This window comes from Shewanella sp. HL-SH5 (assembly GCF_051163755.1).
GTDB classification, from domain to species: domain Bacteria; phylum Pseudomonadota; class Gammaproteobacteria; order Enterobacterales; family Shewanellaceae; genus Shewanella; species Shewanella glacialimarina.
In genome coordinates, this window is sequence record NZ_CP195038.1 from 2,356,002 (window position 1) to 2,382,902 (window position 26,901).

Below are 26,901 nucleotides of genomic sequence, written 5' to 3' on the forward strand. Positions count from 1 at the left end.
TCTAAAATGTATTTTGTCAGTTTACGCTAAATAAACTAGGCAAAGGAATGGTTAATTAGCCATATTAAGATTTATCATACAAAAAAGGGAAGACATCATCTTCCCTTTATATAAATACCATTCGCAAGTGAATTAGATTTTCTTAAATAACAATGACGCGTTGGTGCCACCAAATCCAAATGAGTTACATAAAGCGTAGTCAAATTGATGTTTACGTGAGGTATGAGCAACAAAATCTAAATCACAACCTTCATCAGGATTATCAAGATTGATTGTTGGTGGGATATGTTGATCTTGTAAAGCCAGCAAGGTAATAATGGCTTCAACAGAGCCAGCAGCCCCTAATAAATGACCCGTCATTGATTTAGTGGAACTGACTAACAAGTTATAGGCATGTGCACCAAATACCGACTTAACCGCCGCAGCTTCGGCTTTATCGCCTGCAGGTGTCGAAGTCCCGTGAGCATTAATATAGCCAATCGACTCTTTAGTAATGCCAGCATCAGCAATCGCATTAACCATTGCCGCAGCGGCACCCGCACCATCTGCTGGAGGAGATGTCATGTGAAATGCATCTCCGCTCATGCCAAAGCCGACAAGTTCGCCGTAAATTTTTGCACCACGAGCCTTGGCGTGTTCATACTCTTCCATCACTAACACACCAGCACCATCACCTATAACAAAACCATCACGGTCCTTATCCCATGGGCGACTGGCGGCTTGATAGTCATCATTACGAGTGGATAGCGCTTTAGCAGAACCAAAACCGGCAACAGCTAATGGGCTAGTAACATCTTCAGCTCCGCCTGCAACCATCACATCAGCATCACCATAAGCAATAGTGCGCGCTGCAAAACCAATATTATGAACACCTGTTGTACAAGCAGTGGTGACGGCAAAATTAGGACCTGTCATGCCATACATAATTGATAAATGGCCTGAAATCATATTAATAATAGTACTAGGCACATAAAAGGGTGAAACTTTACGGGGGCCACCTTTGAGTAAAGCGCTATGATTTTGCTCTATTAAATGCATTCCGCCCATACCAGAACCTATTGCGGTGCCAACACGATCTGGTCGCTCTAGGCTCATGTCTAAGCCAGAGTCTTTCATGGCTTGAATACCTGCAGCCATGCCGTATTGGATAAATAAATCCATTTTACGGGCATCTTTCTTAGTTAAATATTGTTCAACATCAAAGTTTTTAACAGAACCACTAAAGCGAGTACTGAATTCTGTAGCATCAAATTTAGTAATAGGCTCGATACCACTTTGACCAGCAAGTAACGCTTTCCAGGATGATTCGACATCATTACCCACTGGAGTCACTAATCCTAGACCTGTAATAACAACACGACGTTTAGACATGATTTTCACCTTTTATTCTGAATGTACAATGCCAATGAATCTAGCAACGGCGATTAACCGGAAGGAGAAATATAAAGAGAGGTTAACCTACTAGAACAGGCGTTTTAAATGAATAGCTAAGACTGCTTACTTTTTCTTAGAGTGCCAGAAACAAAAAAAGACGACAATAAATGCCGCCTTTCTCTGTGAATTTTGGATTACTGATTCTTAGAAACGTAATCGATCGCTGCTTGAACAGTAGTGATCTTTTCAGCTTCTTCATCAGGGATCTCGGTATCAAACTCTTCTTCTAGAGCCATAACCAATTCAACTGTGTCCAGAGAATCGGCACCTAAATCGTCCACGAAAGAAGCAGCAGATTTAACGTCTTCTTCTTTAACACCTAGTTGCTCAATAATGATTTTCTTTACACGTTCTTCGATGTTGCTCATTAGTTCTCTTTCCTATTCAAATTACGCACTTGCGTAAGATTGCGAGTAGTTTATTCGATTTAGATAACATTGCAAGCTTAGATTTTGTGGTCTAACCACAAAAATAAATCCGCACTGCTTCTAACTCTGACTCAAATGAAGGTAGTTTCCTACCAATCGTCCTTAAACCATGTACATTCCGCCATTCACATGCAGTGTTTCACCTGTGATGTAAGCGGCTGAATCTGAGGCCAAAAACAATACTGCATTGGCAATTTCTTGCGCTTGCCCTAAACGTTCCATCGGAACTTGCGACATAATAGCCTGTTGCTGCTCTGGTGTCAGCTCATCTGTCATATCAGTCTGAATAAATCCAGGTGAAACAGCATTAACTGTTATTTGACGAGATGCAACCTCCCTTGCAAGAGATTTAGTAAATCCTATTAAACCGGCTTTAGCGGCAGAGTAATTGACTTGGCCAGCATTACCCATAGTACCAACAACAGATCCGATACTGATGATACGCCCAAAACGCTTTTTCATCATAGATCGCATCACAGGCTTAGACAATTTAAATAATGAAGTTAAATTAGTGTCAATGATATCTTGCCACTCATCGTCTTTCATTCTCATTAATAAATTATCACGTGTAATACCTGCATTATTCACGAGAATATCAACATCGCCAGCTTTTTCTTTAATTTGGCTATATAATTGTGCAACAGATTCGCTATCTGTGACATTAAGCACAAGACCTAAACCTTTGTCGCCAAGATACTCTTGAATCGCTGCTGCGCCTTTCTCACTGGTTGCTGTACCAATGACAACTGCGCCAGCTTGTACCAATGTTTCTGCAATTGCACGTCCAATACCACGACTAGCACCAGTGACAAGTGCCACTTTACCTTCTAAATTAAAGCTAATACTCATTATTATTCCTTACTCAGTTAATGCAGCAAATGATGCAAATGATGCAACATCATTGACTGCTTGGGCTGAAACAGATTTATTAATTCTTTTTGTCAAACCAGTTAATACTTTACCCGGTCCCATTTCAACTAATTCAGTGACACCTTTTTCAGCCATATAATTCACGGTATCGCTCCAACGAACCGGGCAATACAACTGGCGTACTAAAGCATCTTTTATTTCTTCGCCGAGTGTAGGCATAGCCACATCAACGTTATTAATGACATTAATTATCGGGGTTGAAAATGAAATATCAGCTAAGGCCTGAGCTAGTTTATCAGCAGCAGGCTTCATCAGGGCACAATGAGATGGCACGCTTACTGGCAATGCTACAGCCATTTTAGCGCCAGCCGCTTTACACGCAGCAGCAGCACGTTCAACAGCGTTTTTCTCTCCGGCTATAACGACCTGTCCTGGGCTGTTGTAGTTAACAGGACTAACAACATCGCCTTGTGCAGAGGCTTCACATGCGGTTGCAATTGCAGCATCGTCTAAACCAATAATGGCGAACATAGCACCGGTTCCTGCGGGAACGGCTTGTTGCATTAATTGACCACGAAGTTCAACTAACTTAACCGCGTCTGTAAATTGCATTACACCTGCACACACAAGAGCTGAATATTCACCTAAACTGTGACCGGCAAGATAAGCTGGCATGGCTTTACCGCTAGCTTGATAAGCACGCCAAATAGCCACGCTTGCTGTAAGTAATGCTGGCTGGGTTTTGTCGGTTTCATTTAATGATTCTACTGGTCCGTCTTTTACAAGTGCCCATAAATCATAGCCAAGTACCTGTGAAGCCTCGGCAAATGTTTGTGCAACCACATCATGCTCTTGGGCTAAGTCAGCTAACATACCGACAGCTTGTGAGCCTTGACCCGGAAATACAAAAGCCACATTTTCCATTGTTAATTACCTGTATTAAATTAAAGAAATTAGAAGCGAACTAACGCACTGCCCCAAGCAAATCCTGCCCCGAAGGCTTCTAAAAGTAATAATTGACCACGTTGAATTCGACCATCTCGTACCGCTTCATCTAGTGCAATCGGTACAGATGCAGCTGAAGTATTACCATGCCTTGCTAAAGTTAAGACAACTTTATCTAAACTCATATTCAATTTTTTAGCGGTCGCATTAATAATTCTAAAATTAGCTTGATGTGGGACTAACCAATCAATTTCGGATTTGTCGATATTATTAATCCGCAAGGTTTCTGTGACAACATTTGACAGTTGAGTGACGGCTACTTTAAATACATCGTTGCCCTTCATGGTCATATAACCGACCGCTTCTGAGGATTCATTCGCCCTTGGAGGGAATGAGCATTTTAATAAATCCCCCTGGCTGCCATCTGCATATATATGGGTATTAATAATACCTGGAGTATCACTGGCACCAATCACGACAGCACCGGCACCATCACCGAATAAAATGACCGTTGAACGATCATCAGGTCCACACATGCGCGATAATACATCTGCGCCAATAACTAACACCTTTTTAGCCGCGCCGGTTTTGACAAATTGGTCTGCTACAGATAATGCGTAAACAAAGCCTGAACACGCGGCAGCAATATCAAAAGCAGGGATTTGTTTAACACCTAACATGGCTTGTATTTCACAAGCTGCCGCAGGAAAAGCATTAGGGGCACTCGTGGTACCACACACAATCATGTCAAGATCAGTTGCTTCTATACCCGCCATCTCAAGCGCTTTAAGTGCAGCTTGATACCCCATAGTCGACACTGATTCATCAGTGGCTGCTATGCGCCGTTCTGAAATACCTGTTCGATCCATAATCCATTGATCACTGGTGTCGACCATTTTTTCTAAATCTTGATTACTGCGCACTTGCACAGGCAGATAACTGCCTGTTCCGAGAATTTTTGTATGCATATGATGTGATCAGCTATTGATGTCTAAAAGAATCGACTCCAAACGATCATTGATCATTTCAGGAAGACGACGTTTCGCTTCAGTTGCTGCTAAATTAATGGCTTGTAGATAGGCAGCTTCATCAGCGTTTCCATGACTCTTTACTACTATTCCGCGCAATCCTATCAGACTTGCACCGTTATAGTGGTCGGGGTTCATCTTACTGAGTACAGCTTGTATGCGTGGCGCGATGAGTTTGGACAATAAACGAACAAATATGCCGCTATTTAAACCACGTTTTAACTGGTGAACTAAAAGCTTGGCAATACCTTCTGAGGTTTTTAAAGTAATATTGCCGACAAAACCGTCGCACACTATTACATCTAAATTACCAGTGTAGATTTCATCACCTTCGACGAAACCAACATAATTGAGTTGATCTGTGTGTTGCAGAAGACGTCCAGCTTGTTGTACTTGATCGTTACCTTTAATCTCTTCAATGCCGACATTTAATAAAGCGACTTTAGGCCGAGATTTTTTATGTACCGCTTCGCACAAGACTGACCCCATAACAGCAAACTGAAATAAGGTTTCTGAATCACATGCGACATTAGCACCTAAGTCTAACAAATAAACAGGCTTGCCCGTCACTGTCGGTAAACATGAAACTAAAGCTGGTCGGTCGATACCTGGTAGCGTTTTCAATAGCACTTTTGCCATTGCCATTAACGCGCCAGTATTGCCGGCACTAATACAAGCTTCAGCTTTTCCATCCCTGACTTGTTCTAGGGCAACGCGCATTGAGCTATTTTTACGAGTACGTAAAGCATGTACAGGCCGATCATCCATAGCCACTACTTCTGTAGTATGAATTCGTTCAATTCGAGATAGAATAGTGGGGTCAACTGATGAAAGAAATGGTTCGATTTCAGCTTGGTTGCCGATAAGGATAATATGAATAGAGGAATTAGATTTCAGTGCCTGCAAGGCTGCAGGCACTGTGACGTGGGGACCATGATCGCCGCCCATCGCATCTAACGCGAGCGTCAGATTCGTCATTAAGTCGTCAACAAATTACTTGTTGATAACCTTTACACCGCGGTAAAAACCATCGGCAGTCACATTGTGACGTAGATGTAATTCACCGCTAGTTGCGTCTACAGATAATTGAGCAGTGCTCAATGAATCATGTGAACGGCGCATTCCGCGCTTTGAACGAGATTTTTTATTCTGTTGTACAGCCATTTGACTTGTCTCCTACGATTACTTGCTCTTCAGTTTTTGTAACACTGCAAACGGATTTGGACGCTCCTCATGAGCGGGGTCGATCTCGCCTACAACTATATCTTTCGATCCCAAACTGCAATCAGTATCTTCATGCACTGGGATAATCGGCATAGCGACTATCAATTCATCTTCAATCAATTGATGCAGACGTACTTCACCAATATCATTACACTCAATTGGGTCATACGCATCCGGGAGCTCATCGATTTCTGTTTCATTCTTACAAGGACTGAAACAAAACTCGACCGTAACCTCAGTAGTATATTGTGTCATGCAACGTTGACATAGCAGAGTGAGCTCCGTCACAGCCTTCCCGCGAAGGTAGACTATCCCCTGTAAGTCGACACCACATTCCAACGACACAACTACGTCGGAACAGTCGCCGGCACATAACTCATTTAATCGCTTATTCTGCTTACTAGGAACTATGCCATCATAACGAAGACTGCTACTAGCGGCGCGAAAAGGATCAATTGAAACCGGTATCTTTACTGTTTGCATAAGGCGCGCATATTATAGTTTGAAAACGTTAGAGTCAAAGAAAATTTCTGCAAAATGCACTAAAATCTACCCTAAGATATATTCAAGCTCTCTATCACTACCAACATTAAATTTGAATGATGGCAAATTTTACCGAACAGTCCCTGCATACACAAGCATTTGCAGCGATATTTACCGCATATTAACGATTAATGGTAAACTTTGTGCTATCAAAGACTGATTAGATAAGAAATCATGCCTATAAAGTTAATTTTAGCCTCGACATCCGTTTACCGTCAGCAACTATTATCTAAATTAAATTATCCATTTACTACTATTAACCCCAATATTGATGAATCACCACTAATAGATGAAACAGCAATACAGTTGGTTGAGCGTCTAGCACAGCAAAAAGCATTGGCGGGTAGTGCATTAATCGCTGCGGACACATCATCACAACACAATAAGCATAACAATATCGTTATTGGCTCTGATCAAGTGGCACTAATAAATGGTGACATAGTGGGTAAACCCTACACGGTTGAAAATGCGATTAAACAGCTCACAAAAGCTTCAGGCCAAGCCATTACCTTTTATACTGGTCTAGCAGTTTATAGCACTGAGACCAAGGTAATGCACAGTTGTATAGAAAAATTTACAGTTCACTTCAGACAGCTAACAGAGGCACAAATTGGCTTTTACGTTAAGACTGAACAGCCGCTGTATTGCGCGGGCAGCTTTAAAAGTGAGGGATTAGGCATTGCACTGTTTGACAAGCTTGAAGGCGATGATCCCAATACACTTATTGGCTTACCACTCATAAAGCTTATTGATTTATTAGCATTGCAAGGTATTGATGTATTGGCATAGCAACTTCACCCACTAGAGCAGATTTATTTACCTTTAATCTAATGAGTAACACATTAGATTAAAGGTAATAGACTAATTCAGCGACATTATCGACAATGGCTAACGGGTTAGCAGCTTGCAGTTGTTCAACCAAATTAGCACCATAACTCACCCCAATAGCGGCAACGCCAGCATTATTGGCCATATGCAAATCATGAACCGAATCCCCAATCATCACAGCTCGATGGGCGGGCACATTAAAATGTGCAAGCAGAGAATCAATCATCATAGGATCAGGTTTACTTTTCATTTCGTCAGCACAACGACTAGCAGCAAAATAATGCCCCATACCACTGAGCGCTAATACCCTGTCCAAGCCCGGGCGGCCTTTACCTGTAGCAATAGCTAATGTGTAACCATGGGTAAAAAGCCGGTTTAATAAAAGTTCACTACCCTCGAATAATGGGCTAACTGTATTAGCTGATAAGAAATGGTGTCTATAACGACTAACAATATCTTCATGCAGATGAACTAAATCAGTGAATAAAATATTGAGTATTTTGGGTAATGAAAGGCCTATCAAGTCACGAATAGCACGTTCACTTGGTACCTCTATACTAAGATCATGAGCCGCAGCTTGCATGCAGCTCACAATGGCCCCGATGGAATCCATTAAGGTGCCATCCCAATCAAAAATCACTAAGTCAAATTTATTCTGCAATGTCATATCATTCACTTTTTCAGTCATCACAACTAATATTAAATCTTTTTGAGTTTTTCTAGTGTTTGTAACAACACATCATCCAACGGCGCACTGACTTGCATTGTGGTATCGGTTTCAGGATGGGTGAACTTCAATTCTGCAGCATGTAAGAACAAACGATTTAAGCCAATTGCACGCATACTGTCGTCAAACTTTTGCTCGCTATACTTATCATCGCAAGCAATAGCATGACCAGCAAATTGACAGTGAACTCGGATCTGATGAGTTCGCCCTGTCACTGGGCTTGCTTTTACTAACGTTGCGCCTTCAAAGCGTTGCATAATCCGGTAACGCGTTTCGCATTCTTTTCCTTCCGGATTCACCCTAACTATGCGTTCACCCGATTTTAAGGTAATTTTTAGTAAAGGAGCTTTTATGACCTTGTCTTTAGCCTGCCAATCGCCACGTACTAATGCCAAATAATCTTTTTGCATTGTTTTGCTGCGTAGCTGCTCATGTAGGTGTTTTAACGCGCTGCGTTTTTTAGCCACCAATAAGACGCCTGAGGTATCTTTATCTAAACGATGCACCAGTTCTAAAAACTTTTGTTGAGGTCGTAGCGAGCGCAAACCTTCAATCACGCCATAATCTACCCCACTGCCTCCATGTACAGCAATCCCAGCGGGTTTATTCAATACGATAAGAAACTTATCTTCATGAATAATTCGCTCTTCTAATTGAGAGACTCTAGATAGATTAGGTGACGGTGCTGTACGATTATCTTTTTCTGCCACTCTGACCGGCGGAATACGAACAACATCATCTATTTGAAGTTTATACTCAGGTTTAATTCGCTTCTTATTAACTCTCACCTCACCTTTTCGCACGATTCGATAAATCATGCTTTTAGGAACGCCTTTAAGCTTAGTTAATAAAAAATTATCAATTCGTTGTTCAACATTATCTTCGTCTATGGTGACGAAGTGAACTTGGGGGTAGTTTCAGTATTCATGATGCGCCAATTTGTGAGAACGTCGCTATTGTAGCTTATTTCAATAAAACTTGGCTATCACAAGCACAGGACAATCATACTCTCTTATATAAATGCTGTTTTACAAACCACTACCGTACGCATGAATGACGTTTAAATGAATAACAAGTGGCTGCCTTCAAAGAAAAGGGAAATAAGAAATTGCATCAGTAACACAGCAATCCATTGCACAACACCCCATAATAGGTAACTGAAACAATTATCACTTAAAAGATTATAGGCTTTTGATTGCCGAACTTAGCTAATATTGCTATATTTGCGCATTGAATGAGGACAAACCGTGGATAAACTGTTCACAACCTATTCAATTAATGAAATTCAGTGCAATTTACACATGAGCTTTATCGGTAGCAAATCATTGATTTACAAATTATAAGTTTTTAAAACACGTCATTATTATGTGTTTATAATTAAACCGTAAGTTTAGTCTAAAAAAATGTAAAAACTGCCTGATTTCAACCGCCAAATTCGAACAATATTTTAGCTTGTTATCAAACAACCGATTCGATTAGGCATTACTGGAAGAAACTGATATTTATGGGGTTGGTTGTTAATGCAACGGATTCCTTGTTTTTGTAAACACTAGAAAATAAGCCATAAATTAGGCCGCGACACGCAGAGAATGCGTTTAACAGTCGTACTGCGCGCCTATATAGCCTGTAACAAGCCGTGAGGCTGCTAAACTATTCGCAGGCCCGTAATGCAAATAATTGTTGTTTGATGACCTTTATAGAAGAATCACGTCATCATGAAACGTATGTTAATTAATGCAACTCAATCTGAAGAGTTGCGTGTCGCCCTAGTAGATGGGCAACAATTGTATGATCTGGACATTGAAAGCCCAGGCCATGAACAAAAAAATCAAATATTTACAAAGGTAAAATCACCCGCGTAGAACCCTCTTTAGAAGCTGCATTTGTTGACTATGGTGCTGATCGTCATGGTTTTCTTCCGTTAAAAGAAATTGCCCGCGAATACTTCCCTAAAGGTTACTCTTTTCAAGGTCGTCCTAACATCAAAGAAGTGGTGCAGGAAGGTCAAGAAGTTATCGTTCAAATCGATAAAGAAGAACGTGGCAACAAAGGCGCTGCCTTAACCACCTTTATCAGTCTTGCGGGGTCTTATTTAGTATTAATGCCAAACAATCCGCGCGCGGGTGGCATATCTCGTCGCATTGAAGGTGATGAGCGTACTGAATTAAAAGAAGCGATGTCTGAACTTGAAGTGCCACATGGCATGGGTTTAATTGTTCGTACTGCGGGTGTAGGCAAAGAATCAACTGAATTAAAATGGGACTTAAAAGTCTTACAGCATCACTGGGATGCTATTCAAGAAGCGTCTAAAACAAAAGGTGCTCCTTTCTTAATTCATCAAGAAAGTAATGTTATTGTTCGCGCAATTCGTGACTATTTACGTCGTGATGTTGGTGAAATTCTCATCGATCATCCACGTATTTATGAAGAAGCTAAATTACATATTGGCTTAGTTCGTCCAGACTTCCTTGAACGCGTCAAAATGTACGATTCTGAAGTACCTTTATTTACCCATTTCCAAATCGAATCTCAAATTGAGTCAGCTTTCCAGCGCGAAGTTCGTTTACCCTCTGGCGGTTCAATTGTTATTGACCCAACAGAAGCATTAACCTCTATCGATATTAACTCTGCCCGCGCCACTAAAGGCGGTGATATCGAAGAAACGGCATTAAATACTAACCTTGAAGCGGCAGACGAAATTGCCCGTCAATTACGTTTACGTGATTTGGGTGGATTAGTGGTTATCGACTTTATTGATATGACGCCTGTTCGTCATCAACGTGAAGTGGAAAATCGCATGCGTGATGCAGTGCATCATGACCGCGCACGAGTGCAATTAGGTCGTATTTCACGTTTTGGTCTGATGGAAATGTCGCGTCAGCGCTTGCGCCCTTCTTTAGAAGAGTCTGCTGCACATTTATGTCCTCGCTGTCATGGCCAAGGTACTATCCGTAGTACCGAATCTTTAGCATTATCGATTTTACGCTTAATGGAAGAAGAAGCCATTAAAGAGCATACCACTCAAATCGAAGCCATTGTTCCGGTTGATGTTGCAGCGTTTTTACTTAACGAAAAACGTAAAGCCATTCGCATTACCGAAGAACGTCATGGTGTAGAAGTGTATGTTATTCCTGATGCGCACATGCAAACACCTGAATATCGAGTGATCCGCCGTAAAAATGATGATGAAATCACCGAATCAAGCTTTAAGCGCGTTGAAGCACCTAAATCAGAATTGTACGAGCCACGTAAATTAGAGCGTACCTTAGCACCAGAGCCAGCTTTAAAAGGTTTTGCTGCACCGCAAAAAACCGTTGAAGAACCTAAAGCTGCTCCAGTTAAGCCTGTAGTTGCTGCTACACCTGGTTTATTCAGCCGCATTACATCTGCAATTAGTGCTTTCTTTAGCAGTGATGAAACTGAAACAAAAGAAAAGCCTGTAGTTAAGCCTGCGGTAACACAAGATAAAACTAACCCTCGTCGCAGCCGCCGTAATGATAGCGGTGATAATCGTAATGAAAGTCGCAACGACAGCCGTAACGATACTCGTCGCAAACGTAACGATAAAGATTCGACAACAACTGATAACAAGAATACTCGTGGCCGTAATAAGCCTAGTCGTGACAAAGATGACACTAAAACAGCTAACAAACCCGAACCTGTTAGCAAACCGGTAGTCAGTGACGATAAACCGACCAAAACTGTTGCGGCTGAAAAAACACCTAAACAGGAAGCTGCACGTGAACGTCGTCAGCGCCGTAATATGCGCAGAAAAGTACGCATTGAGAATGAGCAAACTAATGACCAAACACTGTTAACCACTACGCCTAATGAATCCACACCAACGGATTTAGCTAAAGATGTGCGAAGTGATGTTAATAATGTTGAGACAAATGAGTTGGTAGCTAACGTTAATGCTGAAGCTAATTCTGAAGTTAACAATTCAGCTAAAGATAGTAAGCCTGTGCGTAAGCGTCAGCCTCGTAAAGAAAAACCTGCTGATAACCAACCAGCCGATAAATCAGCGACAGTTGAACAAACTACAACCGCAGCGACGGAAGAAACAGCTGAGTTAAAAGTAGACACTAGTGTTGCAGCAACTGTAGAAGCTGTTGCTCCAACGGTACCAACTACAACTGCAGCAACAACTGCAGCAACAACTGCAACTATACCAGCAGATGAAACGGTTAGCGTAACCGAAACAGTGTCTGAAACTGATGAGTCTGATGATGATAAACGTGAAGGTCAGCGTCGCAGCCGCCGCAGTCCACGTCATCTTCGTGCAGCAGGTCAACGCCGCCGCCGTGATGATGACGAAGGTGCTTCTTCTGATACCGCGCCAGTGTTCACACCTGTTGATGAACTTGATAGACAGTTAACCGAAGAGCTAGCACAAACTCAAGCTGCTACAGCAGCGGACGTTAATCAACCTACTGCAAAGGCTGAACCAGTGTTAGAGAGTAAAGCTGCTAACACATCAGTTGCTGAGGTTACTGAGGTGAAAGTAGAAGCATTTGCTGAATCAACAAGGGTTGAAGCAGTACAAACAGCTCCTATCGTTGAAAGTAAAGTTGAAGTTGAAGCTAAAGTCGAAGCTGAAACTAAAGTTGTTCCTGTTGCTGCTGAAAAATCAGTATCTGTAACAACTGAGGCGTTACCAGTTTCTGAACCTGCGGTAAAAGCTGAAGTCACTAAAGAAGCTGAAGTTATTACACCCGTAAAAGGAGTGCAGTCAAAATCAACGGAAGCAAAGCCAACCAAAGCCGCAGTTAACGCGCCTATGGCAAAGCCGGCCCCAATAGTGCGTAAAGTGGTTGAGAAAGCTGTAGAGCCGAAAGCTGAGCAAACCAAAACTGAAGTTGTTGTGGCACCAAAACCTGCCAGCAATAGTCGTTTTGGTTCAATGGTAAGTTCAACTACAACTAAGCCTACGGTTGAAGTTCGTGAGCAGCAAGCTGTACCTCAAGGTAAAAGCTACGCTGAAACAGACAAGCCAGCTGCCGCAAAATCAAATTTTGCTAATAGCGCAACTGCTGAGATGACTAAACCACAGTCATAACAAAGTCGTTTAATAAGTTAAAGCCATGCTAAAGCATGGCTTTTTTTTTAAATTAATTTTGATATAAGCTTAATTCCTCGCTGTTCAAATCATATCAACTTCATTAATTGTTCTTCATGTCAGATTATTGGTTTAGAAGTGGTACGATTTTTGTTAAGATTACGACCTTAATCATCATTAAAATAAACTTAATAGAGGCTAAATGTTCGATATCATTCGTCATAAAACTGCCAGCAGTAAGGCAGATATTCTATCAGGCTTAACCGTTGCGCTTGCGCTGATCCCTGAAGCTGTAGCGTTTGCATTTGTTGCACATGTTGAGCCAATGGTCGGGTTATATGCGGCATTCATCATGGGCTTAATAACAGCTGTTATCGGTGGCCGTCCAGGAATGATCTCTGGTGCAACGGGAGCTATGGCTGTTGTGATGGTGTCATTAGTTGTAGAACACGGGGTACAGTATTTATTTGCAGCTGTGGTACTTGCGGGTATTATCCAAATTTCAGCGGGTGTCTTTAAACTGGGAAAGTTCATCCGCATAGTACCCTATCCTGTCATGATAGGGTTTGTAAATGGCTTAGCTATTGTTATCTTCCTCGCGCAACTTGGACAATTTAAAGTTAAAGATGCGGCAGGTAACATGGTTTGGATGGCACAAGAACCTATGATGATTATGGTTGGCTTAATTTTACTCACCATGGCCATTATCCACTTCTTACCCAAATTAACCACAGCAATACCGTCTTCATTAGTGGCCATCTTAACCGTAACAGCAATTGTTGTTGGTTTAGAGATGGATACTCGTAATGTGTTAGACTTCTTGAAAACCATGAGTGGCAACGATGCTGCCACTATTGCAGGCTCTTTACCTAGTTTCGCAATTCCTAGCGTGCCATTCAATTTTGATACCTTTTACATTATTTTACCCTATGCCTGTATTTTGGCTGCGGTGGGATTAATTGAATCATTACTGACATTAACCGTTATCGATGAAATGACCAATACCCGTGGTCGTGGTAATAAAGAATGTGTTGGTCAAGGTGTGGGTAACATTACCAGTGGTTTCTTCGGTGCTATGGGTGGCTGTGCCATGATTGGTCAGTCAATGATCAACATTAACTCAGGCGGTCGTGGGCGTTTATCTGGTATTACTGCCGCGCTTGCTCTGTTGGCATTTATTCTATTTGGTTCGGCATTCATTGAAATTATCCCATTAGCAGCTTTAGTCGGGGTGATGTTCATTGTTGTACTGGGCACATTTGAATGGGCAAGCTTTAAGGTAATGCGTAAAGTACCTAAACATGATGCTTTCGTTATCGTACTCGTTACAACGGTTACCGTATTTACTGATTTAGCGTTTGCGGTATTTGTCGGTGTTATTGTATCGGCGTTAGTGTTTGCTTGGGAACATGCCAAACACATCAATGTTGATGTCAGTGAAGATGAAAATGGTTGGAAAGTTTATCGTTTAAACGGCCCATTATTTTTTGGTTCAGTGGCGCATTTTCTTGAACTGTTTGATGCGCAAAATGATACGCAGGATGTAATTGTTGATTTCCAAAACTCACGGGTTGCAGACCACTCCGCGTTGGATGCAATAGATACCTTGGCGGAACGTTATGTTAATGCAGGCAAACGTTTACATCTTCGTCATTTAAGCCAAGACTGTGTGGCTTTATTGCATAAAGCTGGTGATTTAGTTGAAGTTAATTTAATTGAAGATCCGCATTATAAAGTCGCTGATGACAAGTTAGATTCATAAATTCAAACTGAAATCTTGTGTGGCATATCCATAAAAGATCGCTAAAAAGGGCGACAATAATTAATATTGTCGCCCTTTTTATATACAAAATACGAACTAAATATACATGGCGCTCGCTAACAGTGACTTAGATTGCTGATTTCAATTTATCCGCAAACAGCGACTTAAACTTATCAAATTTAGGCTTTACCACCATTTGACAATAAGGTTGTTCACCATGTTTAGCAAAATAATCATTGTGATAGTTTTCTGCTGGATAAAATACATCAAAAGCAGCTACTTCCGTCACAATAGGATCAGGCCAAATTTGCGCTTGCTGTAAAGCATCAATCATCTTATTAGCACTGTCTACTTGAGCGGCCGTGTGCGCAAAAATAACCGAACGATATTGCGGACCTTTATCATTGCCCTGCTGATTTAATGTTGTCGGATTATGGCTTTTAAACAATATCTCTAATAACTCTTCAAAACTGATAATTGTAGGATTAAAGCTGATATGCACCACTTCAGCATGACCGGTTTTACCAGAACAAACCGCATCATAATTTGCGTGTATCTCCTCTCCACCAGCATAACCAGATTGCACACTCTCAACCCCATTAAGCGCCAAAAATATCGCTTCGATACACCAAAAACAACCCGCACCAAAAGTAGCTTGCTCTAACAAAGGCACTGAAGCATTGCTCGACTCATCATCTAAAGTTGAGGTTGATTTAAACACCATGGAAACGGAGTTAACACAATGACGAGTATTTTTATCGGTTAATCGCTCCCCCTCAAAAACATGGCCTAAGTGCCCGCCACATTGATGACAGGTTATCTCTACTCTTTGCCCATCTGCATCCATTATGCGATCGACTGCACCAGCAATTTCATCGTCAAAAGCTGGCCAACCACAATGTGCATTAAACTTATGTTCACTTCTATATAATGGCGCTAAACATTTTTTACAACAATATAGACCTGCGGCATCGTGATTAACATACTCACCTGAAAAAGGCCTTTCAGTGCCTTTTTGCTCAATGACAAACTTTTCAAATTCAGTTAATACTTGCATTCATTATCTCCACTTTAATCATTGGTCCAACCAACTGAATCATTCTACGTTAGTTAACCGCTAATCGTTCAACATAAAAGACCGTGAACAACCGCAAAAAATTGCAGCATTCTATGACAAGCGTTACCATTACCACGGGTCAAAAACAAATAAGAAACTAATATGAAACTAGAAACGATTGATTATCGTGCACCTGACAGTGCCGAGCGCTTTGTAAAATCATTGCATGAAACTGGATTTGGGGTGTTATCAAACCACCCTATCAAACAAGCTTTAGTCGAAACAATTTATCAAGAGTGGTACGCATTTTTCAATAGCGAAGAGAAACAAGCGTATTTATTTAAACCTGAAACCCAAGATGGCTTTTTTCCTGCTTCAGTATCTGAAACTGCAAAAGGAAATAGCGTAAAAGATATCAAAGAATATTTTCACGTCTATCCTTGGGGCCGTATACCCGATTCATTGCGAGATAATATTTTAGAATATTACCAACAAGCTAATCATTTTGCAGCCGAGTTACTTGGATGGATAGAACAATATTCACCAGCAGATGTTGCTGAAAAATATTCGATACAGCTATCAGAAATGATCAGTAATAGCCAAAAAACACTACTACGTATTCTACATTATCCGCCAATGCAAGGTGATGAAGAATTAGGTGCCATTCGCGCTGCAGCACATGAGGATATCAACCTTATTACCGTTTTACCGGCTGCAAATGAACCCGGTTTACAGGTTAAGAATAAGCAAGGCGAATGGGTGGATGTACCCAGCGACTTTGGTAATATCATCATCAATATTGGCGATATGTTACAAGAGGCCTCAGGGGGATATTTTCCATCCACATCACACCGAGTAATAAACCCACAAGGTGCAGACAAAACTAAGTCACGTATTTCACTGCCTTTGTTTCTTCATCCTAATCCGGAAGTGGTGCTGTCTGAGCGGCACACCGCTGACAGTTATTTAATGGAAAGGTTGCGTGAATTAGGCGTAATTTAAACCATTAAGCTTCCACAAAGCGCCTTAAGGCGCTTTTTTTATGCTTTTCATTTGGGTTCAAGGTACAATATTGGCATTGTTACTCAGTAGTAAAAGGCAACATCATGGCAATTCAGTGGTATCCAGGACACATGCACAAAGCACGCAAAGAGATTGAAGAGGTTATGCCTCAAGTCGATTTGGTGATTGAAGTGCTAGATGCCCGCATTCCTTATAGTAGTGAAAACCCCATGGTGACTCAGTTACGTGGTGGGAAGCCCTGTATTAAACTGCTGAACAAATCAGATTTAGCCGACCCCAAAGTGACCGAGCAATGGATTGAATACTTGGAACGCGAGCAAGGTGTAAAAGCATCAGCTATTACAACGCTGCAGCCCGCTATGGTCAGAATGATCCCCGATTTATGCCGTAAATTAGTCCCACATCGCGATATTATTGAAAAAGATATTCGTACCATGATTATGGGTATTCCTAACGTGGGTAAGTCTACTATTATTAATACGTTAGCTGGACGGGTTATTGCAAAAACAGGTAATGAACCCGCGGTGACTAAAAAACAACAACGCATTAACTTACGCAACGGTATTGTATTATCTGATACTCCAGGAATTTTATGGCCGAAAGTGGACAATGAAGCAAGTAGTTATCGATTAGCGGTAACAGGTGCTATTAAAGATACCGCTATGGAATACGAAGATGTGGCAATGTTTGCAGCAGAGTATTTATTAAAAGCCTACCCAGAACTAATTTGCGAGCGTTATAAAATTGATAATCTACCAAACTCTGATTTTGAGTTATTGGAAGAGATTGGCCGTAAACGCGGTGCATTACGTCCTGGTGGACGTATCGACTTACATAAAGCATCAGAACTGTTATTACACGAATTCCGTTCAGGGAAAATTGGCTTACTGAGTTTAGAAACGCCAGCAATGATCGAAATAGAAAAAGTGGAAGTTGAACGTATTATTGCTCAGAAAGAAGCTGACCGATTGAAAAAACTAGAACTGAGTAAACTTAAACAATCTGGTAAACGCCACCAAGGGTAATTATTATTCACCACCCTATTAAAATTAGTTAAATCAAAAAGCATGAATTTCATGCTTTTTTTATTAGCTAATCCAATAATTATCTATTGTATTAGCTAATAAAAACGTATGGCCGACTGTGTTGTTTATTTTTTTGCAATAAGCTTAGCCAAAGCGCTCAAGCTATTTTCAAGTAAATCTATCACCAGCTCAAATCCAGTGTCACCGCCATAATAGGGATCAGGTACATCTTTGATATTTTTAAGGTCTTTGACACCTGTGTCACCAAACGCAAGTATCATTGATAATTTATGTCGATATTGCTTCGGACAGCGTGTCACAAGATCTTTCATATTAGCGGCATCAGCAGCAAGAATAAGATCAAAATCAGCAAAGTCTTGCTCAGTGACCTGCCGTGCGCGAATACCACTAAAATCTATCCCACGAGCCTTACCGGCTTTCACACTGCGAGGATCAGGTAAGTTACCTTGGTGATAGGCTATCGTACCTGCTGAATCTATTTTTATATCTAGTTGACATTGCTTAGCTTTCTGTCTAAAAACAGCCTCTGCGGTTGGCGAGCGACATATATTGCCCATGCAGACAAATAACACTGACTTTACTTCTGTGATCACCATTAGGTTACCTTTCCAATACTGATACTAATAATAATTAAAACCACAGAAACTTACGGTTCTTTAGGTTCATCATCCCTTACCCGCCAAAAGCTTGCAAACCTTGGCACCCCATTTTTAGTAAAGCCAATATGATGATAACTTATCAATGTGCCTATGGAAGGTGGTTTTTGACGTTGAAGGTCGCTAAAACCAGTACCAATATCAAACACAATTCCATTTGGCATTTTCACCGTTAATGCGCCCATCACGCCGGTATACTTGCCTTTGCCATCAGTATGCCCAATGACTATAGCGTCAGCATCACTTTTAAGTTTTAATTTTAATATGTTATCTGTACGACCTGTCACGTAAGTAGCTTGTTTTCGATGTAACATTAAACCTTCAGCCCCTTGAGCAACAACACGCTTTAAACGCTGATATAATTCATGTTCGGAAGATATAGTTTCCTGTTCTATTGCTTCTAAATATTCAGATTTAGCGGCAATGACTTGTAATTGCTGATATCGATGCTCAAAAGTTAATTCTGACAAAGGCAAATCAAATAACATCAACTTTACTTTATGCCAGGCAGCATCTGATTCAGCCTGCCTCACCAGACCTGATATAGCTTCAAATTGTCCACGACCGATCCATAACTCGCCCTCCAATACGGTATTAGGAAAATCCTTAATAAACCAAGCAGGAGGATTAATTAACCTGCCACTTTTAGTCAGTAGCTGTTTCCCATCCCAATACCCTCTTACACCATCTAATTTTTCACTAACAAGGTAATCCTCAATGTGGATAGCCCCCGTTAATGACTTAGCTAATTGTATTTGCGGTTTAGGTATTACTTCCTCAGCTTGAGCATCACTAGAAACAAAATGCATGATTAACACAATAATCATAATCATAATCATAATCAGATAATAACCGAGTAAATTGTAGTTTGTGGCAGTGTGTTTTAGATTTACTTGCTGGTTATTGATAGCGGTTATACAAATCAAAAATTTATTCATGAGCAGTCCTTTGCATGACCAAACTAGTTACAAAAGTTAACCAACATTGAATACTTGATTAACAAATATAAAGAAGAATGGCATAATCAGTAAAGAATTTAGTGTAGTACATAAAACGTAGGCTTGAATGAAACCTAAAAATAATCATGGATTTAAACGCGTTATTAGAGCAACAGGCTTTTCCATACAGGGATTTAAAGCAGCATTTAGGGATGAGGCAGCATTTAGGCAAGAGCTCGCATTAGCAGCAATTTTGCTCCCTGTAGCATTGCTCATAGATGTCAGCACATTAGAACGCTTAATGCTAATATTAGGCGTTTTTTTAGTGCTAATTGTAGAGTTACTCAACTCAGCTATTGAAGCGGTAGTTGATCGTTTTGGCGGTGAAATGCATCCTTTAAGCGGTCAAGCCAAAGATATCGCTTCAGCAGCTGTTTTTCTCAGTTTACTATTTTGTGGGATATGCTGGGCCGTTATTATTGGCCCATTAATTTGGTAATAATTCCAGTCTTAAAAAAAGCAGGAAGCACAAGTTACATTGAATTTAACTTGCTTATTTCTGCCTTGGTTAAGTTGGCGCTACAGGCCCTTTAGCTTGTAACAGCTTTAGCGCCTTTTCAATTTGCTCTCTTCGTTCATTTCCAGTCCAAAAAGCACCATATACGCTGCGTTCAATCGTAGCGGCTTGCTCAACTAAAAAAACTTGCTTTGATGCTAAATACGGCTCAATAAATGAGTACGGTAAAAATGCACTGCCGCCATTGTTAAGCAAAAAGTCGAGCGCCATTCTTGCCGAACTGGTATGAAGAGCCGGAACCGGTAGCATTGTAAAAGTCTGTGCATGGGCAATATTAAACGCTGTCCCCCAATCTACTTTAATATAATTTATCGTGTCTATATTACTTAATGTCATCCCCGCTTGATGGCACACTAAACACAAACTCACATCCATTAACTTAACTATGTCTACCTCTTCTAATTTTGGGGTATCAAAACTAATCGCGATGTCGATACTTCGCTCAATCAGTTGTCGAGTCATAGCTTGAGGAGTAATCACCTCCGTGCGAAGTGATACTCCGGGTAATCCTTGATGTAAAGGCTGGAAGAAGTATTGTAAATAAGTATCCCAAATATTATGCCCTGTACCCAAGGTTAGTTGTAACAAGTTATCTTGGTGCAAACTAACATCTTGTTTCGCCCTTTCCCACGCTATTAGCACGGCTTCAGCATGGCCCAGCATTCTTTCTCCTGCTGGGGTTGGGTGAATATTATTGCGAACACGGTCGAATAACTCCACCCCAAGCAAGGTTTCTAATTGCTTAACCCTAAAACTGACCGCACTTCGAGTTAAAAAAAGATTTTCAGCCGCTTTACCGAAATGCCGTGTCTTTGAAACCTCAAGAAAGGTCTTTAATAAATCCGTGTCCATAAAAATTCTTCACCGAAATGGATAAAATATTTTGATTTAAAAAAATTTCAAGCTGGCCAATACTCCAATTGAAATCTTTATTCACTTAATCTTATAGGTAAATGCCATGTCACAGCAATCATATACACATGTAGCTGCCAGTATTGACACTATAGCCAATGGCACAGCTAGCTTTGTAAGCAACAAACGTTTCTACGATGATGTTAATTTCCCAAAAGGGTTTAAACGTTGTGGAGACTTTACCAACAAGGAAGCTGAATTACTTGAGCAACATGGTCAAGCACTGAAAAATTTATCTGAAGGTACACAACTGCCTTGTTCACCAGATGAAGACCAATTTGTTAAAGCGACCCAAGGGTTAATGCCACCGACGACACCAATCGAATTACTCTGGTCTAAATACACTAGATTAGCCAAAGGTAAGCCATTTTATGCTGTTGTTGGCACCATTCATAACCCAAGCCAATCTGCAAAAGTTGAAATTGAAATCGACTTCGATGAGGTAAGCGATGATGAAGAAGAAACATCAACTGCCGAAGACTAAATAGCGCCTAAAGGCTGAATATTTAAACCTATTAAAAATAAAGGAGCTTTAAGCTCCTTTATTTTTTGCTAAGGCTGTCAATTTTTAAATAATCAGTTTTTTTAAATACCTACAAATCATCCTAATTTTGATATTTAACTCTCGACTTGCAGTCGATAAAAACAGCATGAAACAGGCCAAAGTTTACATTTTTCATCCTCTACACAAAAAACTTTGATTTGACGCAACTTTAATGAAACAAAGTTTTTACATTTGCTTACATGATGCTAATATCATGAGTGTGTTCTAGTGACAGCATTTCTGCCACACACACTTAGTCATGCTACTCGTGAATCTTTAGTTACTACATTTTCTTCTGTCGACGCGTATTTAGAAGAAACATCTAACGGGTAATCAATGCATATTGCCACCAATGAGCAATAACTATAAAAAGAATAAATGCGGAGTTTTTATTTATGTTCAAAACTTTGATGTCGTGTGCGGTGCTGTTTATAGTAACCCCAGTATTTGCCGATGATAATAACGTCATCACTCCAGAACAAGTTAATGTTTTGCCAGATTCATTCACTATAAATATTGGTGGATTATATGCAAATTCTGACTCGTACATGGTAGTAACTAACCCTCGTACAGGGGGCACATTTCCATTAGATTTTGAAAATGACTTAAACCTTAAAGAAAAACAGTTTTTACCTTTTATTGAATTAGCCTACACATTCAATCAAAGACATAATATTTATTTAGACTATAAATCTTTACACCGCACAGCCCAATCTCCTGAAATTGCAAAAGACTTTCAGTTCACATTGCCCGATTCAGATATTACCTATGATGTTGAAGCTGGTATCAGCTTAAAATCAACTTTAGACATTGATATTTTACGTCTAGGTTATGGTTATGATATTTGGCAGGGTGAGAACTATACAGTAGGTGCTTCTGTCGGTTTACACACCATGTTTATTAAAACGGCTTTTGAAGGTGAAATAGGAATATGTGTTCCCAACACTCAGCTTGAGCAATATTGCGGTGAAACAATAACCACCCCTAGAGTTGTAGATAAAAGCTTAACAGCACCATTACCAAACTTTGGTGTTTATGGTGACTATGAATTCTCGCCTGGTTGGGTATTTAAAGCTTATGCACAGTACTTCTCGCTAAAATATAACGATATAGCAGGTTCATTGGTAGATGTTCGAGCGGTAGTAGAAGCTGAATTAAATGAAGATTGGTCATTAATTGCAGGCTTTAATTATTATGAAATTGATGTAGATTATAAGCAAACATTAACCGCCTTAGACCAAGACTTTTATATTGCCGACTACAAAATTAACTACAGCTTTACTGGACCAATGATTTCAGTACAGTACACCTTTTAAATCAAGAATTAAAAAATCAAAAGCATCATTAGATGCTTTTTTTTTGCGTTACACACCGCGATATTACTGCTATATTTTTATTATCATTATTATAGATAATTAGAGGGTTAAGATGTCGACCACGCTTTTACAGCTTGCAGCAGCTAACTTAAAAAAAGCCGTGCCTTTAATGCTTAAGTATCAAATTCCCACCACGCCAATTAATTATGCGTTATGGTATGCCTATGTTGGAGAAAAAAATCCACAGTTGAATGCCGAACTTGATAATGCAATTAAGCAAAATCAAACCTGCTCCCCTGTTACCAGTGAATTACTATTTCGTAAACACGTAGCAGATCCCGTAGAGCTTGATGTACGTGATATGCGTAAAAACCTCGATGCCATGGTATGTGACTTATCGCAATCTTTAAAAGACACCAATTCAGATACTGAATCATTTCAAGCACAGATTAATAAAGACTTTACGCGTTTAGCCGATCTTGAAAACCAAGGTTTTTCATTAGAGCAAGTTATCGGTGTCGTGCGTAATATAGTCAAAGAATCTGAAAACATTCGCTCCAGTACGGTCAGTTTTACCCAGCAATTACAAAAAGCCCAATCGGAAATTGACGCACTTAAAACACGTTTGGCTGAGTCAGAAAAAGATGTGCTGTATGATGCGTTAACTAATGTACTCAATCGTCGTGCTTTTAATGAAGATATCAATGCCCAAATTGAGTTAGCACCAGAAGGCTGTTGTCTTATTTTAATTGATATTGACCATTTCAAAAAATTTAACGACTCTTTTGGTCACCAACTTGGTGATCTTGTTTTGAAAACAGTGGCAAAACGTGTACAAGAAGCTTGTCGTGACGGCATTAAGCTGTATCGATTTGGCGGTGAAGAGTTTGCTATTATCGTGCCTAAAAGCCAGCTAAGAGTCGCTCGTCATCTTGCTGAGGCTATTCGCCGTGCGATAGAAAAACTCAGTGTAAAAGATAGACGCAGTGAGAAAGTAATTGATTCTATCACCGCATCTTTTGGTGTATCAGAATGGAAACCCAAGCAAGATGTCGGTCAACTAATAGAAGCGACTGACAAATTGCTTTATGAAGCCAAGCGACTAGGTCGCAACCGTGTTATGCCAATATCTAACTAATAATTAGCTAAATTAAATCAAGCTTGACGGACTTATTGATACAGCCTTTGCCTCTACAATGTAACGAAGGTCTGCATCACCGCCCAATTTATCAAATGGGTAGCAGGTTATTAAGGTTAACCGGCTGTCATCTGTCATGGCCATTTCATCAACTTGGGTTTCGTGTACCACTCGTAAATCGGTCACCTGATAACGAGTGTACTGCCCCTGGGCATCTTGCAACTCGATAGTATCTCCCAATACTAAATGCTTTAGCTTCAGAAAATGGCTATCTCGATGCCCTGCAATAATGGTATTCCCCTGCTCACCTACATTAGCCCCACCTAAATATAAACCAGGCCCAAATGCCAATGTTCTGCCTGATATTCCCGCCAAAACATAGATATCTTGTTTATCTAGTTTGTGCTGCCAGTCAATGAAACGTATTTTTGCTACCGGATGAGTATCAGCCCAAGACCAAGGTTTATGCGGCTTGTTATCAATCAAGGTTTGTACGAATGCACGCTCAATCAAATACTGAGCAAAATGAGCTTTAGCTTGCATGTATCCTCCCTTTATAATCATTGCTGACGCTATAATTAGCAGAGTAAAAAAAATTATCCATCGCAAGTTAATTGTTCTTGTTAATCTAACTAACATAATGTTATTCCGCACTATTTAGAATGAGCCTTTGCGCAGGCAGTAAGCCTTTTAGCCATAGACCATAAAGTAAGGTTAATGCTAGTAAGCTCATTCCAATAAGCAACCATAAACGACTCGCTGTCGCAGTTTGTGGTAACACACCTTGCTGACTCGCACTTGCTTGCCACCCAGCAGGTAATAACGTCGATAATTGACGCTCAGACTTGTCAGAGTGATATGGATTAACCGGAGTAACATCAACCGCCAATAAACTGGTTTGGCTACTGACTAAATGATATTGCAAAGCCAACCCTTCAACTTGCTTGGCCACTTTTTGACGATTCGCATGACTTTGGTTTAGCTCTAATGCGGTTATTTGTGTATTAGCCCACAGTAAATCAATTCCCACGGCTGCACGGCCCTGATTGAAATCCAGTTGTTGTTGCCAATATTGGCCATTAATATGGCCTGAAATAATCACTGGCTGTAATTGTTCAGCAGGCATTTTAAAACTGACTGTAACGGGATCGCTCTGATAAACATCATCAATCTGTGCGGGCCAATAATCCGGTACGCTACCATCAAGGTTATATAATTCAACATCGGTTAATATCGGCTGACTTATCTTGGTCAAAAGCTGAGATATTTTCTGCTCTACCTCCTCTAACTTACCTATATAAGTAAAAGTCCCTCGTCCGACTCTGGCAGCCCTTGTCATAAAGTGAGAATTAGGCGCCGAGCCAATCCCGACCGTAAACAGTCTTGAATCTTGTAACTGATAGCTAATTTGTTCAAATAACTGTGCCTCATTTGATACCGCACCATCCGTCATAAATATGACCTGTCTCAGGCTTCCTGTTTTAGCGTTAATGCTGGAGATCAATGCCCTATCTAATGCTGGTGCCATTTCAGTCCCTCCATCAGCATTTAAAGAACCAATAAATCGCTTTGCTTGTTCTAAATACAAACTATTCGCTGGTTTTGCATCACTGAATAATGCACTGACATCAGAATTAAATTCGATAATATTGAAACTGTCGGTTGGTTTAAGTCCTGTTAAGGCAATATTCAACGCCTGCTTAGCTTGAATGATTGACTCCCCTGCCATTGAACCAGAGGTATCGATAACAAGGATTAATTCTCGACTAATTTGCTGCTGAGCTTTTAAAGTCAATGTGGGCGGAAATAACATAGCCATCGCATAAATATCTTTTGGCTGGTCAAGATTGACGTCAGCATTAGCTTTATCTTGATAGGTTTTACCCGTTTGAAAAAAAACCGTGGCAGCCACTTCATCACCAACACTTGTTTGCCATTGTAGGACAAAGTCACGGTCTAACGGCACTTTGCCCTGCAAGCTTACATTGGTTTTTCGTCCATTTTGATTTTGTTGTATATCGTGATAAGGACTATTTAATTCGGTAATATCAAAACCACCATCTATATCGATATCTATCGATACCTTATGGCTTGCTGATGCGTTTTGTCCCTCAGTATTACGCTGCACATTTAGAGGTTCAAGCATGGGCGATATTAGCTCTTTAGTTTCAGAAAATGTACTGCGTTGAAAATTCGGTCGATAACGCGGCGCAACCACTAACGGAAAGCGCAGACTAAACAAACCATCCTGATAACTGATTGTTTGCAGATAAGTAATTTCAACGGTTACTTGCTGTAACGGACCAATATTAGCCAATTGAGTGGTAAACACATTGGTGCGTTGCTGACTGACTAAACTCGCCTGCTTGCCTTGTTTTTTAGCCTGCTCAAATTGTTGTTTAGCCTGTTGCTTTGGTTTGATAACACCTTCAATTATCCGGTCGCCAATCAGTAAACTCATCCCATCAACCGCGGAATTTTCAGGTAAAGGAAATACATACTTAGCATGAATCCAGCTGTCTTCAACATTATTAAATATCTGCTTCACCGTCACCCTATTCACTAATCCTGATACTGTCATTTCAACTTGAGTACCTAGGGCAAACATCTGTTTATGCTGACTATTAATCTGGTAGCTAATCAGACCTTGAGTGATTTCATCAGCCTCATTTGTGATAGTTCGATTCGAGTATGCATCTTGTGATGCTAGGCTCAAATAGGGAAAGCTGAAATAACATACACTGACTAAATACAACCAAAAGGGCAATTTTACAAACATAACATCTCCTTCGCGGCATGGTATTCATGCCGCTAACTAAATCCATAAAGTGGAACAAACGGTTAAA

Annotated in this window: 24 protein-coding genes and 1 pseudogene; 9 read left to right on the forward strand and 16 right to left on the reverse strand. The window is 40.5% G+C overall.

Features of this window, described 5'->3' with window-relative positions:
- Positions 1-132: 132 nt before the first annotated feature.
- The 8 genes from fabF to yceD all read right to left on the reverse strand — a co-directional run bounded on the left by fabF (position 133) and on the right by yceD (position 6,412).
- On the reverse strand, positions 133-1,371 hold the full coding sequence (gene fabF / locus ACRWQM_RS10315) for a beta-ketoacyl-ACP synthase II (RefSeq protein ID WP_434925925.1): 1,239 nt from the start codon (positions 1,369-1,371) through the stop codon (positions 133-135).
- A gap of 197 nt (positions 1,372-1,568) precedes the next feature.
- On the reverse strand, positions 1,569-1,802 hold the full coding sequence (gene acpP, locus ACRWQM_RS10320; protein WP_011496723.1) for an acyl carrier protein: 234 nt from the start codon (positions 1,800-1,802) through the stop codon (positions 1,569-1,571).
- A 162-nt stretch (positions 1,803-1,964) separates the two neighbouring features.
- On the reverse strand, positions 1,965-2,711 hold the full coding sequence (fabG, locus tag ACRWQM_RS10325) for a 3-oxoacyl-ACP reductase FabG (RefSeq protein WP_235085327.1): 747 nt from the start codon (positions 2,709-2,711) through the stop codon (positions 1,965-1,967).
- Between the two features lie 9 nt (positions 2,712-2,720).
- Positions 2,721-3,656 carry an ACP S-malonyltransferase gene (gene fabD, locus ACRWQM_RS10330; protein WP_434929917.1) on the reverse strand — a complete coding sequence of 312 codons (936 nt, stop codon included), beginning with the start codon at positions 3,654-3,656 and terminating at the stop codon, positions 2,721-2,723.
- A 29-nt stretch (positions 3,657-3,685) separates the two neighbouring features.
- Complete coding sequence (locus ACRWQM_RS10335) at positions 3,686-4,645, reverse strand: beta-ketoacyl-ACP synthase III (protein ID WP_434925923.1); 960 nt, start codon at positions 4,643-4,645, stop codon at positions 3,686-3,688.
- Between the two features lie 9 nt (positions 4,646-4,654).
- Entirely contained in the window at positions 4,655-5,683 is a 1,029-nt protein-coding gene (plsX, locus tag ACRWQM_RS10340; protein ID WP_434925922.1) for a phosphate acyltransferase PlsX, read from the reverse strand.
- 15 nt (positions 5,684-5,698) lie between these two features.
- Positions 5,699-5,869: a 50S ribosomal protein L32 gene (rpmF, locus tag ACRWQM_RS10345; protein WP_226410183.1), complete on the reverse strand. Its 171-nt coding sequence runs from the start codon at positions 5,867-5,869 to the stop codon at positions 5,699-5,701.
- 18 nt (positions 5,870-5,887) lie between these two features.
- On the reverse strand, positions 5,888-6,412 hold the full coding sequence (gene yceD, locus ACRWQM_RS10350) for a 23S rRNA accumulation protein YceD (protein WP_434925921.1): 525 nt from the start codon (positions 6,410-6,412) through the stop codon (positions 5,888-5,890).
- Between the two features lie 234 nt (positions 6,413-6,646).
- Between yceD and ACRWQM_RS10355 the strand changes: the two genes are divergently transcribed.
- On the forward strand, positions 6,647-7,261 hold the full coding sequence (locus tag ACRWQM_RS10355) for a Maf family protein (protein WP_434929918.1): 615 nt from the start codon (positions 6,647-6,649) through the stop codon (positions 7,259-7,261).
- A gap of 58 nt (positions 7,262-7,319) precedes the next feature.
- On the opposite strand, the gene ACRWQM_RS10360 is transcribed toward ACRWQM_RS10355, so the two are convergent.
- A complete protein-coding gene (locus ACRWQM_RS10360; RefSeq protein ID WP_434929919.1) occupies positions 7,320-7,967 on the reverse strand; it encodes an HAD-IA family hydrolase in 648 nt (215 codons plus the stop codon).
- Positions 7,968-7,999: 32 nt separating this feature from the next.
- The gene (gene rluC, locus ACRWQM_RS10365) at positions 8,000-8,917 is read right to left on the reverse strand and encodes a 23S rRNA pseudouridine(955/2504/2580) synthase RluC (protein ID WP_434932020.1); all 918 of its coding nucleotides are present in this window, start codon (positions 8,915-8,917) and stop codon (positions 8,000-8,002) included.
- Between the two features lie 825 nt (positions 8,918-9,742).
- On the opposite strand from rluC, the pseudogene rne reads away from it, so the two are divergent.
- Together rne and ACRWQM_RS10375 are read left to right on the forward strand one after the other, a co-directional pair.
- A pseudogene (rne, locus tag ACRWQM_RS10370) lies at positions 9,743-13,086 on the forward strand (ribonuclease E).
- Between the two features lie 202 nt (positions 13,087-13,288).
- Entirely contained in the window at positions 13,289-14,848 is a 1,560-nt protein-coding gene (locus ACRWQM_RS10375; protein ID WP_434925916.1) for a SulP family inorganic anion transporter, read from the forward strand.
- 127 nt (positions 14,849-14,975) lie between these two features.
- On the opposite strand, the gene ACRWQM_RS10380 is transcribed toward ACRWQM_RS10375, so the two are convergent.
- A complete protein-coding gene (locus ACRWQM_RS10380; RefSeq protein ID WP_434929920.1) occupies positions 14,976-15,905 on the reverse strand; it encodes a bifunctional methionine sulfoxide reductase B/A protein in 930 nt (309 codons plus the stop codon).
- A gap of 162 nt (positions 15,906-16,067) precedes the next feature.
- On the opposite strand from ACRWQM_RS10380, the gene ACRWQM_RS10385 reads away from it, so the two are divergent.
- Together ACRWQM_RS10385 and ylqF are read left to right on the forward strand one after the other, a co-directional pair.
- On the forward strand, positions 16,068-16,907 hold the full coding sequence (locus ACRWQM_RS10385) for an isopenicillin N synthase family dioxygenase (protein ID WP_434929921.1): 840 nt from the start codon (positions 16,068-16,070) through the stop codon (positions 16,905-16,907).
- Between the two features lie 104 nt (positions 16,908-17,011).
- Positions 17,012-17,953 carry a ribosome biogenesis GTPase YlqF gene (gene ylqF, locus ACRWQM_RS10390; protein WP_434925914.1) on the forward strand — a complete coding sequence of 314 codons (942 nt, stop codon included), beginning with the start codon at positions 17,012-17,014 and terminating at the stop codon, positions 17,951-17,953.
- Between the two features lie 125 nt (positions 17,954-18,078).
- Here the strand turns inward: ylqF and ACRWQM_RS10395 are convergent, their stop codons facing one another.
- Both ACRWQM_RS10395 and ACRWQM_RS10400 read right to left on the reverse strand, forming a co-directional pair.
- Complete coding sequence (locus ACRWQM_RS10395; RefSeq protein ID WP_434929922.1) at positions 18,079-18,570, reverse strand: low molecular weight protein-tyrosine-phosphatase; 492 nt, start codon at positions 18,568-18,570, stop codon at positions 18,079-18,081.
- A 50-nt stretch (positions 18,571-18,620) separates the two neighbouring features.
- Positions 18,621-19,568 carry a DNA ligase gene (locus ACRWQM_RS10400; RefSeq protein WP_434929923.1) on the reverse strand — a complete coding sequence of 316 codons (948 nt, stop codon included), beginning with the start codon at positions 19,566-19,568 and terminating at the stop codon, positions 18,621-18,623.
- 127 nt (positions 19,569-19,695) lie between these two features.
- On the opposite strand from ACRWQM_RS10400, the gene ACRWQM_RS10405 reads away from it, so the two are divergent.
- Positions 19,696-20,067 (forward strand): diacylglycerol kinase, encoded by a 372-nt coding sequence (locus ACRWQM_RS10405; protein WP_434925911.1) that lies wholly within the window; start codon positions 19,696-19,698, stop codon positions 20,065-20,067.
- A 69-nt stretch (positions 20,068-20,136) separates the two neighbouring features.
- On the opposite strand, the gene ACRWQM_RS10410 is transcribed toward ACRWQM_RS10405, so the two are convergent.
- Positions 20,137-20,997, reverse strand: a complete 861-nt coding sequence (locus ACRWQM_RS10410; RefSeq protein ID WP_434929924.1) for a LysR family transcriptional regulator — start codon at positions 20,995-20,997, stop codon at positions 20,137-20,139.
- Between the two features lie 106 nt (positions 20,998-21,103).
- Here ACRWQM_RS10410 and ACRWQM_RS10415 point away from each other — a divergent pair, with 106 nt between their 5' ends.
- The 3 genes from ACRWQM_RS10415 (at position 21,104) to ACRWQM_RS10425 (ending at position 24,055) form a co-directional block, all read left to right on the forward strand.
- Positions 21,104-21,541 (forward strand): DUF413 domain-containing protein, encoded by a 438-nt coding sequence (locus tag ACRWQM_RS10415; protein ID WP_434929925.1) that lies wholly within the window; start codon positions 21,104-21,106, stop codon positions 21,539-21,541.
- Between the two features lie 455 nt (positions 21,542-21,996).
- Positions 21,997-22,917, forward strand: a complete 921-nt coding sequence (locus tag ACRWQM_RS10420; protein WP_434929926.1) for a hypothetical protein — start codon at positions 21,997-21,999, stop codon at positions 22,915-22,917.
- 112 nt (positions 22,918-23,029) lie between these two features.
- A complete protein-coding gene (locus tag ACRWQM_RS10425; RefSeq protein ID WP_434929927.1) occupies positions 23,030-24,055 on the forward strand; it encodes a GGDEF domain-containing protein in 1,026 nt (341 codons plus the stop codon).
- 12 nt (positions 24,056-24,067) lie between these two features.
- On the opposite strand, the gene ACRWQM_RS10430 is transcribed toward ACRWQM_RS10425, so the two are convergent.
- The gene (locus tag ACRWQM_RS10430) at positions 24,068-24,694 is read right to left on the reverse strand and encodes a class GN sortase (protein WP_434929928.1); all 627 of its coding nucleotides are present in this window, start codon (positions 24,692-24,694) and stop codon (positions 24,068-24,070) included.
- Positions 24,695-24,698: 4 nt separating this feature from the next.
- Positions 24,699-26,834: a marine proteobacterial sortase target protein gene (locus ACRWQM_RS10435; protein WP_434929929.1), complete on the reverse strand. Its 2,136-nt coding sequence runs from the start codon at positions 26,832-26,834 to the stop codon at positions 24,699-24,701.
- Positions 26,835-26,901: the final 67 nt, after the last annotated feature.

Bases quoted from the DNA above. Each gene is read 5' to 3' on its own strand.
- plsX (WP_434925922.1), bottom strand. From the start codon at position 5,683: ATGACGAATCTGACGCTCGCGTTAGATGCGATGGGCGGCGATCATGGT.
- ACRWQM_RS10420 (WP_434929926.1), top strand. From the start codon at position 21,997: ATGTTCAAAACTTTGATGTCGTGTGCGGTGCTGTTTATAGTAACCCCA.
- ACRWQM_RS10375 (WP_434925916.1), top strand. From the start codon at position 13,289: ATGTTCGATATCATTCGTCATAAAACTGCCAGCAGTAAGGCAGATATT.
- acpP (WP_011496723.1), bottom strand. From the start codon at position 1,802: ATGAGCAACATCGAAGAACGTGTAAAGAAAATCATTATTGAGCAACTA.
- fabF (WP_434925925.1), bottom strand. From the start codon at position 1,371: ATGTCTAAACGTCGTGTTGTTATTACAGGTCTAGGATTAGTGACTCCA.
- ACRWQM_RS10380 (WP_434929920.1), bottom strand. From the start codon at position 15,905: ATGCAAGTATTAACTGAATTTGAAAAGTTTGTCATTGAGCAAAAAGGC.
- fabG (WP_235085327.1), bottom strand. From the start codon at position 2,711: ATGAGTATTAGCTTTAATTTAGAAGGTAAAGTGGCACTTGTCACTGGT.
- ACRWQM_RS10425 (WP_434929927.1), top strand. From the start codon at position 23,030: ATGTCGACCACGCTTTTACAGCTTGCAGCAGCTAACTTAAAAAAAGCC.
- ACRWQM_RS10355 (WP_434929918.1), top strand. From the start codon at position 6,647: ATGCCTATAAAGTTAATTTTAGCCTCGACATCCGTTTACCGTCAGCAA.
- ACRWQM_RS10395 (WP_434929922.1), bottom strand. From the start codon at position 18,570: ATGGTGATCACAGAAGTAAAGTCAGTGTTATTTGTCTGCATGGGCAAT.
- ACRWQM_RS10415 (WP_434929925.1), top strand. From the start codon at position 21,104: ATGTCACAGCAATCATATACACATGTAGCTGCCAGTATTGACACTATA.
- ACRWQM_RS10335 (WP_434925923.1), bottom strand. From the start codon at position 4,645: ATGCATACAAAAATTCTCGGAACAGGCAGTTATCTGCCTGTGCAAGTG.
- ACRWQM_RS10360 (WP_434929919.1), bottom strand. From the start codon at position 7,967: ATGACATTGCAGAATAAATTTGACTTAGTGATTTTTGATTGGGATGGC.
- ACRWQM_RS10410 (WP_434929924.1), bottom strand. From the start codon at position 20,997: ATGGACACGGATTTATTAAAGACCTTTCTTGAGGTTTCAAAGACACGG.
- ylqF (WP_434925914.1), top strand. From the start codon at position 17,012: ATGGCAATTCAGTGGTATCCAGGACACATGCACAAAGCACGCAAAGAG.
- rpmF (WP_226410183.1), bottom strand. From the start codon at position 5,869: ATGGCTGTACAACAGAATAAAAAATCTCGTTCAAAGCGCGGAATGCGC.
- ACRWQM_RS10435 (WP_434929929.1), bottom strand. From the start codon at position 26,834: ATGTTTGTAAAATTGCCCTTTTGGTTGTATTTAGTCAGTGTATGTTAT.
- yceD (WP_434925921.1), bottom strand. From the start codon at position 6,412: ATGCAAACAGTAAAGATACCGGTTTCAATTGATCCTTTTCGCGCCGCT.
- ACRWQM_RS10405 (WP_434925911.1), top strand. From the start codon at position 19,696: ATGAAACCTAAAAATAATCATGGATTTAAACGCGTTATTAGAGCAACA.
- ACRWQM_RS10430 (WP_434929928.1), bottom strand. From the start codon at position 24,694: ATGTTAGTTAGATTAACAAGAACAATTAACTTGCGATGGATAATTTTT.
- ACRWQM_RS10385 (WP_434929921.1), top strand. From the start codon at position 16,068: ATGAAACTAGAAACGATTGATTATCGTGCACCTGACAGTGCCGAGCGC.
- fabD (WP_434929917.1), bottom strand. From the start codon at position 3,656: ATGGAAAATGTGGCTTTTGTATTTCCGGGTCAAGGCTCACAAGCTGTC.
- ACRWQM_RS10400 (WP_434929923.1), bottom strand. From the start codon at position 19,568: ATGAATAAATTTTTGATTTGTATAACCGCTATCAATAACCAGCAAGTA.